Source organism: Bradyrhizobium diazoefficiens (assembly GCF_016616235.1).
Taxonomy (GTDB): domain Bacteria; phylum Pseudomonadota; class Alphaproteobacteria; order Rhizobiales; family Xanthobacteraceae; genus Bradyrhizobium; species Bradyrhizobium diazoefficiens_H.
Genome location: NZ_CP067100.1, coordinates 6605477 through 6615957 on the forward strand (window position 1 = coordinate 6605477; position 10481 = coordinate 6615957).

Annotated in this window: 13 protein-coding genes and 2 pseudogenes; 3 read left to right on the forward strand and 12 right to left on the reverse strand. The window is 59.1% G+C overall.

Going from position 1 to position 10481, the window contains the following annotated elements:
- Positions 1-17: 17 nt before the first annotated feature.
- The 11 genes from JJB99_RS31320 to JJB99_RS31370 all read right to left on the reverse strand — a co-directional run bounded on the left by JJB99_RS31320 (position 18) and on the right by JJB99_RS31370 (position 8394).
- Positions 18-1055, reverse strand: coding sequence for an EscU/YscU/HrcU family type III secretion system export apparatus switch protein (locus tag JJB99_RS31320; protein ID WP_200496035.1), 1038 nt, complete (start codon positions 1053-1055; stop codon positions 18-20).
- Entirely contained in the window at positions 1052-1873 is an 822-nt protein-coding gene (gene sctT / locus JJB99_RS31325) for a type III secretion system export apparatus subunit SctT (RefSeq protein WP_200496036.1), read from the reverse strand. The genes JJB99_RS31320 and sctT overlap by 4 nt, the downstream gene beginning before the upstream one ends.
- Positions 1874-1884: 11 nt before the next feature.
- Entirely contained in the window at positions 1885-2160 is a 276-nt protein-coding gene (locus JJB99_RS31330; RefSeq protein ID WP_200298458.1) for an EscS/YscS/HrcS family type III secretion system export apparatus protein, read from the reverse strand.
- Positions 2161-2162: 2 nt separating this feature from the next.
- Positions 2163-2828: a type III secretion system export apparatus subunit SctR gene (gene sctR, locus JJB99_RS31335; RefSeq protein WP_200496037.1), complete on the reverse strand. Its 666-nt coding sequence runs from the start codon at positions 2826-2828 to the stop codon at positions 2163-2165.
- Positions 2821-3957, reverse strand: coding sequence for a type III secretion system cytoplasmic ring protein SctQ (gene sctQ / locus JJB99_RS31340; protein WP_246775051.1), 1137 nt, complete (start codon positions 3955-3957; stop codon positions 2821-2823). Before sctQ ends, sctR begins: the two co-directional genes overlap by 8 nt.
- Complete coding sequence (locus tag JJB99_RS31345; RefSeq protein WP_200496038.1) at positions 3954-4460, reverse strand: hypothetical protein; 507 nt, start codon at positions 4458-4460, stop codon at positions 3954-3956. The genes sctQ and JJB99_RS31345 overlap by 4 nt, the downstream gene beginning before the upstream one ends.
- Positions 4436-5746, reverse strand: a complete 1311-nt coding sequence (gene sctN / locus JJB99_RS31350; RefSeq protein WP_246775052.1) for a type III secretion system ATPase SctN — start codon at positions 5744-5746, stop codon at positions 4436-4438. Before sctN ends, JJB99_RS31345 begins: the two co-directional genes overlap by 25 nt.
- Positions 5747-5790: 44 nt before the next feature.
- Positions 5791-6414, reverse strand: coding sequence for a type III secretion system stator protein SctL (sctL, locus tag JJB99_RS31355; protein WP_200496040.1), 624 nt, complete (start codon positions 6412-6414; stop codon positions 5791-5793).
- Positions 6411-6869 (reverse strand): nodulation protein NolU, encoded by a 459-nt coding sequence (locus tag JJB99_RS31360; RefSeq protein ID WP_311980270.1) that lies wholly within the window; start codon positions 6867-6869, stop codon positions 6411-6413. The genes sctL and JJB99_RS31360 overlap by 4 nt, the downstream gene beginning before the upstream one ends.
- Before the next feature lie 181 nt (positions 6870-7050).
- Positions 7051-7917: a type III secretion system inner membrane ring lipoprotein SctJ gene (gene sctJ, locus JJB99_RS31365; RefSeq protein ID WP_200496042.1), complete on the reverse strand. Its 867-nt coding sequence runs from the start codon at positions 7915-7917 to the stop codon at positions 7051-7053.
- A gap of 9 nt (positions 7918-7926) precedes the next feature.
- A complete protein-coding gene (locus tag JJB99_RS31370; RefSeq protein WP_246775053.1) occupies positions 7927-8394 on the reverse strand; it encodes a nodulation protein NolB in 468 nt (155 codons plus the stop codon).
- Between the two features lie 236 nt (positions 8395-8630).
- Between JJB99_RS31370 and JJB99_RS31375 the strand changes: the two are divergent.
- The 3 genes and pseudogenes from JJB99_RS31375 to JJB99_RS31385 all read left to right on the forward strand — a co-directional run.
- A pseudogene (locus JJB99_RS31375) lies at positions 8631-9325 on the forward strand (nodulation protein NolW).
- Between the two features lie 283 nt (positions 9326-9608).
- Positions 9609-9797, forward strand: coding sequence for a hypothetical protein (locus tag JJB99_RS31380; RefSeq protein WP_200496044.1), 189 nt, complete (start codon positions 9609-9611; stop codon positions 9795-9797).
- Positions 9798-9891: 94 nt separating this feature from the next.
- Positions 9892-10196: pseudogene (locus JJB99_RS31385) on the forward strand (transposase); the annotation flags it as partial.
- 95 nt (positions 10197-10291) lie between these two features.
- On the opposite strand, the gene JJB99_RS31390 reads toward JJB99_RS31385, so the two are convergent.
- Positions 10292-10468: a hypothetical protein gene (locus JJB99_RS31390; protein ID WP_200496045.1), complete on the reverse strand. Its 177-nt coding sequence runs from the start codon at positions 10466-10468 to the stop codon at positions 10292-10294.
- Positions 10469-10481: the final 13 nt, after the last annotated feature.

Sequence of the window (10481 nt, forward strand, 5' to 3'; positions counted from 1 at the left end):
GCCATTCACAACATGATCTAGACCTGACCGGCGGCAAGGAGAGCTCTTGCGACGGGCTCGAAATGCTGAGCGGGAATGGGATTACCAAGCTTTGCACTGTGGATCAGCTCACGGACCACGGCGTCGTCAGCGACAATGCTGATATGGAGAGCCCGCGCCTCACCACAGAGCCGTGAAGCGGCTTCGCCTTCGCCGCGGCAAACCACGACAGGCACGCCGGTTTCGCCACGGACGTAGCGCACCCCGACCACCCCCTCCTGCCCAGTCAAGACCAACGTTGCGCGATGCACCCCGAGCGGAGCCTCGCGCGCCTGCTCCCGGCGGAGACGACGGTGCTCCCGTTTCACCTCGGGGTTACCTTGCTGCTCCTTGAGCTCCCGCTTTGCCTCGCTCTCGGTCATGCGCATGCTGCGCAAGAACAACCAGCGCTGGATGAGAAGATCGATCAATCCACCGATGAGAAGCGCACCGCAGGCAATTGCAATCAACAGTTTTATTTCCGTGAAGACGAAGCCGAAGCAGCCCATGCCGCAAATCGGCAGATAGACCAGCGTCTTCCATGCGCCAACCACGACGAAGAAAAAGATCGCACCCAGGCTGACGGCCTTGAGCAGGGTCTTCCCAAGCTCGACTAGGGAACGCATGGAGGCGATGCGCTTCAATCCCTGAATGGGATCAATGTTCTCGAATCTGAGCTTTATCGGTTCGAAGGAGAATATTATCCCACCATTGGCCAAAACTGTGGTCAGAATTGCCGCGACGACAATAGCCGCGAGGAACGGGCCAACAATTCCCAGAGCTAGTTCGGGCAAGACTCCGAGCGCCAGCTGGACCGCAACATCAAACGGTTTATCCAGCAGCTTGTCAGTGAGCATGAGCGCTTGGTGGCACTTGTCCTCGATGGAATTGGCTTTTAACCAGAGATAGCCGAGACCTGCGCACGTGCTGACCGCTCTCACTAAATCGGTGCTGCGCGCAACCTGTCCTCTTCTGCGCGCATCCTTTAGCTTCTTGTCAGAGGGGGCGAGCGTTTTCTCTTCGCTCGTGTCGCTCATTTCACTCGTCTTTCAATCTTCTCCAGCTCGCGGCTCGACTGCTTGATCTCCGATTGCATGTATTCGATGAGATAGACGGTGTAGGTGACCATGACGATCGCAAAGCCGATATTCTTGATCGTCAAAGACAGGTCCCTCGGGTTGAATTGCGGCGCAAAACGCTGGAGTAAGATCGCTGATATGTCGACGAGCAACAAAAACGCCACCACAGGCCCAGACACCAATATTGTCGTACGTATGATGCTGTCGATCAGGCCGAATAATTCAATGGTCCCTTGCAAGCTCAGCGCGGGCCTGAACTGATACACAGGCAAGATCAGATAGCTGCCGTAAAGTCCGCTGACCACGGTCTGCAGGCCTCCCGATACGACGAAAATAGTGATCGCCGTGATACCGAGAAACAGTCCTGTCGCCGAAGCCTGACTGCGCGTGGCGGGATCGGCGGGCGCGACCACGCTGGTGATGCCTCGTTGGGTATCAATCAGTTCCCCGACAGCCTGGATGCTCCATAGCGGAATGCTGAGCAGGGCACCGATCAGAAGGCCGACACACGCCTCCTTCAAACCCAGTAGCGTGATCCTGATCAGACGTGTGTCCGGGTCTAACGCCTTCAAGCCGTCGGCGATGTACGCCAAGTACGGGAGCTCGATCGCGACGGCCAGGCAGCCGCGGATCAGCCCGCCAATCTGCGAACGCGTAAATACAGGAAGAACCAGCATAATGCCCGCGGGGCGGGCCGCACCAAGGCCAGCAGCAACGACGAGCTCGACGGCCGCCCGGATCAGGCTTTGAATGTCGGCGCTTGACAAGTCAGTCATCGCGACAATTGCTAGTAACCCGCCGTGAGTGCGGGAAAATCAGTGAAGATCTGCTTGGCTTGTTCGATGAGCGGTGCGCTCAGCACCGGAGAAAACAGAGCGATAACCGCAACAACGACCAGAAGCTTCACAGTCAATGGCAAAGTCTGGTCCTGGAGCTGCGTTGCCGCCTGGATGATACCGATAACGGTTTCGGCAACCGCAGCTGCAATGAGTGGAGGCAGAACCCAGATCATGAAAAGCACGAGCGATCGGCTCATGTGAACGAGAATCGTGGTTTCGTCCATGCTCACCCCCCCGGCGTTGTGTAGCTCAGCACCAGGCCGTGGATCAGACGCGACCAGCCATCGATGGCCACGAACAGAAAGAGCTTGAAAGGGACAGATATGACTGTCGGCGACACCATTGACATGCCCATGGCCATCAGGATCGTCGTTACGATCAGATCGATCGTAATAAACGGCAGATAGAGTAAAAACCCGATTTCGAAGGCGCGCTTGAGTTCTGAGATGAGAAAAGACGGAACGAGAATGACAAAGTCATCAGCTCTGGCTCTGCCACGCATCTCCTCTGGCCAGACACGTTCGGTGGAGGACAGGAAGAAGCCGCGCTGATCTTCATTGGTGAACCTCTTGAGATAGCCTCGCAGCGGCTCCTGCCCCTCTTTTGCTGCGCTTACCCAATCGTCGAGCGTCTGATAGCGGAGCTGCAGATCGGCGATTCGATCGTAGCTCTGCTCAAAGATCGGGGCGCTCGTGAAAGCGGTGAGGATCAATGCCGCGCCGTATAAAACGATATTCGGCGGTATCGACTGGGTCCCAAGAGCATTGCGAACGAGAAAGAGAACGACAGATACTTTTACGAACGCCGTGGTCGTGACCACCGCGAAGAGCAACAGGCCGAGCCCAGCCGTGACCGCAAGAAGCGCCAGGATTGCTGGTTGAACCTCAGTCATGGCCCGCTAACCTGCCACGAAGCCTGATCCCGAGTTCGTCACCAATACGTACGATGTCACCACAGCCGATACGCCGGCCGTTTGCAACGATATCGACCGGGCCGTCGACTGGCCGCCGAAGTTCGAACACATGTCCTTCGCCGATACTGCTCAATGCTCCCAATGTGATTGGCCAGCGGCCGCATTCGAAAACGAGCGACACTTCGATATCGTCGAGATCGGCCTCCAAGGGGCGATGCTGCTGTTCGGGCGGTGTTGTCATATCTGTCTGCTCCAGAAGTCGCGGTACCGAGCGAAATGGCCGCCGCAGGATCAGGCTATTGCCGGCGACATCCGCCAGGGTCCATAGCCGGCCCGTAGTGAGGCTGATCTCAGCCCGGGCCAATGGCATGACGTCCGGCAACAACGCGTCGCCTGCACTTGCTTTGCGAAGAAGCGAGGCAGTCGTGCGGAGCGCCCCCACTTCTCCTGCAACGATGATCGGAAGCTCTTTGGAAAGCTTGTGTGTTTCTCGCGGCAATCTATCGAAGAGCTCGCCCAGGGCATAGAACGCCGGCGGTATCGGTCCATCAAGCGGCGAAAACAGAAACAGTCGGCCTTTGCTCCGTACCGGACCGTAGATGATGGCGAATTCAATATAAGGCCCTGTGGTCTCGGCCTTTCCAACCTGAAGAAGTTGGAGCTGCCGCTGAAGCTGCTTTTCTGGACGAGCCAGCAAAGGTTCGAGTGCAAGTTCCAGAAGCAGCGAACGAATTGGCTCTGAAGGCAACGCCAGGCCGCTCTGTACTGCCGAGATAAACGCCTCGGCAAGTGCATGGGGTATCGACAAAACGATCGTTTCGTCTCCGACGCCCCAAACGCAATCGAGCATCGATATAGCCGAAGGTTCGCTCCGCCAGACAAGTCGTTCCAATCGCACCGATAGCGGCTTGTCGCCAAGGCTCATCTGCAGAGGCGTGCGGGGTGCGGCGATGCTATTGAGCCAGGAGACGACCTTATGAGTCAGAATGAGTGACGGCTCGTAGGTCCCGTATTCGTCCGCACGATCCGCGCGAGGCGCGTCTGCAAGACGGCAGGTTTGCGATGCAAAAGAACTAGCGCTCATCAGATTGAACCGTCTGTCGCTCATGGGGCAAAGCCCGTCCGAAACAAGACTTCGTCATCGGCCTCTATCTCAGCTCTCACTTCCGCATGGGTGTCGGCCGCCCGCCAGACGTCTGTCTCGATCTGCCGCCATTTATCGGTCGCCACGGAACATTTGGCCCAGTGCGTCCGCCGTTCGGAGGCCGCTGTCTCGGCCTGCTCCTGAGCGACACGCGCGTCCTCAAACGCCTGGCGTTTCGACGTGACCTCGAGCGCGAGCCTCTCAACGATGAGCTCGCCACGATCGAGTTCAACGACGGACACCGTACCGGACGATGTCAGCTGCTGGTGAATCTCCGCCTGCGCCTTTACGCGACGTTCTTCTGCAGCTGCAAGTTCTCGCGCTGCGCGCTCCGCGGCCAAGGCCTCAAAGCGGCATTTCGCCTCCATATTGGACAGCTCAGTCCGAGCCCCGCGCTCACGTATTTCCTTCACGTGCCGCAGCCTCGAAACGTGAATGCAAGTCATGCGGTCAGACGGCACATCCATGTGACGGTCTCTTCAAAACTGGACGCGTCGTTGTCGTCCTGGCGCAAGAACTTGCGCAAATCATTGATAGAGGCGATAGCCCGGTCCGTCAGCGGATCGCTGCCTTGCTTGTATTCGCCGATCTTAACCAAAAATTCGGCCTCTGCGTGGCGTGAGAGCAGATCGCGGAAGAACGCCGCCGCCTTACGGTGTGGCGTAGATACGACGGCATCCATGACGCGGCTGCGACTCGACAGCACATCGATAGCGGGGAAATGCGCCCGCGCCGCGATCGAGCCGGAGAGAACGATATGACCATCGAGAATGCCGCGCGTTTCCTCGGCGATTGGATCGCCCGTACCCTCACCTTCTACAAGCACGGTATAGAAAGCTGTAATTGAGCCACGCTCATCCATGCCCGCACGCTCCAGCAAGCCCGGCAGCATGGCAAAGACAGAAGGAGGAAAGCCCCGCCGGGTTGGGGGCTCACCCGCAGCAAGCCCGATTTCGCGCATTGCGCGGCTAAAGCGCGTCAATGAATCCATCAGTAGAACGACGCGCAGGCCCTGTTCACGAAAATATTCGGCGAGCGCGGTTGCCATATAAGCACATTGCGCCCGTTCCATCGCCGAGCGATCGGAGGTCTCAACGACGACGACCGTGCGGCGAAGGGCTGCCTCCCCAAGATGCCGCTCGATGAATTCACGGACCTCGCGGCCACGTTCGCCTATGAGGGCAACCACAATCACGTCGGCGATGGCGCCCTTTACGATCTGTGCCAACAGGGTCGACTTGCCGCAACCAGGCTCTCCATATATTCCGATCCGCTGGCCCTCGCCGCATGTCAGAAGACCGTCCAAGACGCGGACGCCGAGTGGCAAGGGCTGATTGATGATGCGCCGCGTCATTGGGTTTGGCGCATGGCCGCGCAGCGGACGGGTCTCTGTGGCCTTGACTGCGCCTTTGCCATCGAGAGGACAGCCGAAGCTGTCGATCACCCGGCCAAGCAGATCGGGCCCGACCGGCGCTTCATGCATTCGTCCGGTAGCGACGACTTCTGCGCGACCGGACACACCCAACAGGTCACCGATCGGCGTCAGCAACACGCCATCCGGCAATAGACCGATCACCTCGGCCTCAAGCGAGAATCCGGTGCGCGGATCCTGGACCACACAAAGCTCTCCGATACGAGCATCCGGCAAGACCGCATGGAGCAGCGTGCCGATCGCGCGCGTGATCCGCCCACGTACCGCACGCGTGTCGACATGCCCTGCTGTCGACCGCAGACGCGATAGTGCCGCGTGCATACTTCGCTCGCCATCGGCATTGCCATGATTTGCTCCCCGCATTGTCACAGCTCGTCTGCCTCAGCCGGTAACCCAAGCCCGAGACGGAGCGCGCGGAGCTGGGCGGCAAGCCCGAGATCGACATTGCCGAAGTCGCTCCGCAGCACGCATTCATGCAGGGACAGCGCCGGGTCCGCAACAATTCGAAGCCTCGGCCGACCCTCCGGTCCGTCGCAAGCAGCAAACTCGCGCACAAGCTCATCGACATTCGTGGGCGACACATGAAGCGACAGTTCCGCCCCGCCATATTTTCGCAGGATCGCGTGACGAACCGTCCTCACCAACATCTCGCCGGGATCGAAAGCGCCCAGCAAATTGGTTACGATCTCCATCACGAGCTGTGGCAACTCCTGCTCGAGAACGGTACTTCTCCGTGCCACTTCCGAGGTCGCCTGCGCGACCAGTTGCGCCATTTCCTCGGCCCCGGCCGCCACCCCCTCGGCACGGCCGCGCGCCCGCTCCAGCTGGTAAGCTCTGCGCGCCCAGCCGCGAACGCGCTGCAGATGCCGCTCTGCTGCCGCTCGCGCCTCGACGGCCTGTTGCCAGATCTCGAGATCGCTTGCTTCTATGATCGACCCAAGCGGGCGCATCTGCGGAGCCAAGGGCGGCGCGGAATGGTCGGCTGTCATAGCACCTCACCTTCCGCCGCCAAATGAGCCACAACCAAGGAAAACACTTGGTCTGCGGATCGGCGATGTTCGGTTGCTGGATGATCGGCGGCCGTTCCGACCGCTAAACGTAGAAGCACGCGGCTGCGATCAAGCACCGGCTTTTCGTCGAGCCATGCGCCGAGACAGGCATGTCCATCTTTATCGATCTCCTGCGCGAGTTGTTGTGGATCGGCAATGATACTGGTTGAAACCGCATGCGCTGCATGTCGGATACCGAAAGCCTGCGCTTCGGCACCGACACGCCCGATCAGCACGCCGACATCCTGCTTTGAGATCAGTTTTATCAGCGAACGGGCATGCCAAATACCGCCGGCAAGCAGAGCGGCCCACTGCGGATCATGTCCGAGCAGAAGGTCTGGGCCCGAGACAAGCCCCTTCAGATCCAGTTCATTGTCAAGCAGCAGCCCTACCATCCTTATCTGCAGCCTGGGGCTCTTCTGCAGCCGTACCCACGTCGCAGCCGATAGGCTCGCGTCAACACGTGCGGCAAGACGGGTCGGATGAATTGAGGCAGCAAGCTCGCCAACACTGACCGTAGGCGATCGGGGACGCCGCTCGGCGGACGACTTCGCTGGGTCCATGTCGAATACTACGCTAGGCCGCATTAGGCTTAATCGCTTTGCGTACGACCTCAATAAGGGACGCCGCCGAACGTACGCCAACTGTAGCTGGTTTGGGCGATGATTGGCTGCGCGGCCGTACACGAGCGCTCAGCAAGATGTAGGACAGCACGCCGAATACCAAGCCACCGAGACCCGTTCCAAGCGCAAGCAATGGGGTTGAAACGATTCCTGGCGCTTGGGCGAATGCCGTCGCCGGCGCAGGCCGCTGCTCGAGGGCAGGCCGCTCGACCGATGCAAACACCACAGCCACCTTGTCGTAGGAGAGGCCCTCGATGCTGTTGGCAACGAGCATCTTGATCTGCGGCAGCAGGATTGAGAGATCGGCCTTGGAGTCATGCCGGATGAAAACCGACGCCGAAGATGGCGTGGCGTCCCGTCGCAACAGGTCGTTCTTCGGCAGAACAACATGGACCCGTGCCGAGAGGACGCCGTCGATGTCGCTGATCGTGCGCGACAACTCCTCGCTCAAGGCATAAACGTAACGGGCGCGCTCCTCGGTCGGCGAAGCAATCAGGCCGGTGCCGCTGAACACTTCGCCGAGACTCTTGAAAGAGTGGTGCGGCAGGCCCTCGGCATTCAGCAGGTCGATGGAAAAGGCAATCTGGCTCTGTTCAACCTGGATCGTGCTGGTCCCGTCTTTGGCCGCAACGCGAGCCGAATCGACCCCGTTCCTAAGGAGGACCGCAAGCATCTCATTCGCCTCGCGCTCCTGAACTTTGGTATAGAGATCAGCTTTGCAACCAATAAGGAGCAGAAGGAGCGGCAACAGAGCTAGGGCGCGAAACCGCTTCTTGGACGGACGACCATGGCCTCCTTCATGATAGATTGAACCAATCATTCGGCCCACTCAGCCCGCCGATATCAGCTTGTTCAGAGACGAACTGACGCTGCCCATCCCATTCGAAATGAGCGTGACCTGAATGACGCTGTCAGACACATCTTTCAGATTCGCCATCATTGCCTCGAAGTTGTCGACGCTTTGAGGAGCGTTCGACAGACGTGTTTCCGACGCCCCCGGTTGTCGCAACAGCGGCTGCGACGCCGGCCCAGGCACCACAGCCTTCGAAAGTGAGGTTCCACCGCCAGCCACGACGTGAGGCGCTGGATTGATCCGATATAGCGAGGACAGATTCTGGAGGATGCGCTCGCCCAGCGGACTGGCTTGCGTTGTTGCCGGCGAAACTTCGGCTATGGGAGCAACAGGCGGTACGTCTGGCACTTGGGGCGCAACGGCTTGAAACGAAGCCGTCTGTAACAGTGTCTGTTCGAACCGGAGCTGCTCGCCGACCGCTGGTGACGTGCAGGTCTTGGACAACCCTCCGGTTAGACTATGTGAAATCGGCGCAGGGCCTAGCATTATCGTGGAGGACCTTGCTCTCTTGGAGATGTGATGAGACCGGCCGTTCAAGAACTCATTGGCAGCCGCTGTCCTAGAGAGGCGAGCTGACGACAAGCTGACGAGTTTGTCTCATCCAGTGCCATCTAAAGATCACGTTTGGGCTCCAAGTTTCGTGGATTCACTCCCGTCGGCAAACTTCAAGAGAGCCGTAAATGCGCATCCGGTCCATGATCTTGTGCGTCTTGAACGCCGTTCTGTGTGCCGGGGCTTTCATTGCGACCGGAATACAGATAGCGCTCGGCGCTCCCCTGTTGCTACCTTCGACGCCTTATCGCTATTTGGTTGTGGAACAGGAGCTCCCTATCGCGCTGCAGGAATTCGGCAACAATCTCAATATCAGAGTCAGCATCAGCGCCGAGGTGAAGGGACGGATTCGCGGGCGCATGCCGGATCTGGCACCGCGCGAATTCCTTGACCGTCTCACCAGCCTCTACAATCTTCAGTGGTACTACGATGGACTCGTGCTTTACGTGTCTGCCGCAAAGGAAGCACAAACTCGACTACTGCTTCTGGGCCCGATCAGCTTCGAGACGTTCACGGCGGCCCTCGATGCGCTCAACATCTCCGACGAGCGGTACATCCTGAGGCCGGCGCCCGGAAATGGCCTCATCCTGGCGTCCGGTCCACCCCGCTTCATCGCACTCGTGGAGGAGACGCTCAATGGGTTGGTGGCGCAGGCGCAAGCGCGACCACGCGCTGTCGAGACGCCGTCGCGGGATTCCGTGCTGATGTTATTTCGCGGTTCCTCGGAGACGATTGTTCGGGATGGACGACCGGAAGCCCCCTCTTCTTCGACACCCCGCGCCAGGATGGCGTCACGTCTATCCATGCGCCGGGCCAGAGATGATAAAGTTGTTGTCCAATTCCTGCAGTGCTCTCTATGACGGGATAGGCTTCGAGTTCGCGCAGCCTCGATCTCAAGGAGCTTGCGGCGCTCGGCGAGGTCCGGCGCGTCTGTTGCGCTTGCCAAGGATCCGTGGCGAACGACGATGTGGGATCATGAACCAAAATCTCCATTGGAAACGCAATTGAAGAAATGCGCGGCCTCTAAGAGGCCGCATTCTGTGTGATAAGCAGCAATTGAAAGCGTGAGCGTATGGCAGCGCACCAGAGGTGAGAGGAGGATTTCGATGTTCGAGGCTAAAGACTATCGCGTGTGTTGCCACCACTTCGTCACGCCGACCGATCGCGTTGTGTATCCGGCGCAGGAGCCCCTGCTGACCTACTCTGAGGCCCTCCGGCACGTGGAGGCCGAGCGGGAAAAGGGCCATATGGTGGCCTGGGTCATCGACCGCGCCGGAGCATGCGCCACCAGATGAGACGGGTGTTCGAACGCATTCGTCGGACATTTGAGCTGCCACTGACTATTTCCTCCAGAAAGCGTTGGAGCCGGGCCCGAAGAAGGACAGATAGATGAAGCGAGCAAGGTTCAAGAAAGAGCAGATTGTCGCGGGTCTCGAAGGAGCATGAGGCGGCGCGAGGACGGGCTGACCTGGCTTGCAAGCATGGGATCTCCAAAGCGACGATCGATAATTGAAAGGCCGAATTCGGCGGCATCGACGTTTCCGAGGCGAAGCGGCTGAGGGCCTTGGAAGAGGAGAACGCGAAGCTGAAGAAGCTTCTGGCCGAGTAGATGCTCGACGCGGCCGCCCTTGGCGAACTGCTACAAAAAATGGTAGGGCGCCGCCAAGCGCGCTGCTGTCGCGCATCTGCGGGCTACATGAGCCTGTAAGACATTGACGACGACTGTCTCAAGCGTCTCATGCAAGCGCTTCTGCGTCGAAATGGCCGTGCACGGCGGGAGGGATGTTTCTTACGCGCTGGTTGACGAGGCGTGGCCACCATCGGCTCCACTTGCGCCTCGATCGATAGCAACGGCAGGCGAAGCATTGCGATCCGCGCTGTGCGAGCCTGCCGACGTCCGGTTGGCATCGACATCAAAGGCGCAATTATCGCGTGCAAGATCTACCGAATTGATCGGCACGATCATTGTGCCGATTCCA

Bases quoted from the DNA above. Each gene is read 5' to 3' on its own strand.
- JJB99_RS31320 (WP_200496035.1), bottom strand. From the start codon at position 1,055: ATGAGCGACACGAGCGAAGAGAAAACGCTCGCCCCCTCTGACAAGAAG.
- sctT (WP_200496036.1), bottom strand. From the start codon at position 1,873: ATGACTGACTTGTCAAGCGCCGACATTCAAAGCCTGATCCGGGCGGCC.
- JJB99_RS31330 (WP_200298458.1), bottom strand. From the start codon at position 2,160: ATGGACGAAACCACGATTCTCGTTCACATGAGCCGATCGCTCGTGCTT.
- sctR (WP_200496037.1), bottom strand. From the start codon at position 2,828: ATGACTGAGGTTCAACCAGCAATCCTGGCGCTTCTTGCGGTCACGGCT.
- sctQ (WP_246775051.1), bottom strand. From the start codon at position 3,957: ATGAGCGACAGACGGTTCAATCTGATGAGCGCTAGTTCTTTTGCATCG.
- JJB99_RS31345 (WP_200496038.1), bottom strand. From the start codon at position 4,460: ATGGATGTGCCGTCTGACCGCATGACTTGCATTCACGTTTCGAGGCTG.
- sctN (WP_246775052.1), bottom strand. From the start codon at position 5,746: ATGCACGCGGCACTATCGCGTCTGCGGTCGACAGCAGGGCATGTCGAC.
- sctL (WP_200496040.1), bottom strand. From the start codon at position 6,414: ATGACAGCCGACCATTCCGCGCCGCCCTTGGCTCCGCAGATGCGCCCG.
- JJB99_RS31360 (WP_311980270.1), bottom strand. From the start codon at position 6,869: ATGGTAGGGCTGCTGCTTGACAATGAACTGGATCTGAAGGGGCTTGTC.
- sctJ (WP_200496042.1), bottom strand. From the start codon at position 7,917: ATGATTGGTTCAATCTATCATGAAGGAGGCCATGGTCGTCCGTCCAAG.
- JJB99_RS31380 (WP_200496044.1), top strand. From the start codon at position 9,609: ATGTTCGAGGCTAAAGACTATCGCGTGTGTTGCCACCACTTCGTCACG.
- JJB99_RS31390 (WP_200496045.1), bottom strand. From the start codon at position 10,468: ATGATCGTGCCGATCAATTCGGTAGATCTTGCACGCGATAATTGCGCC.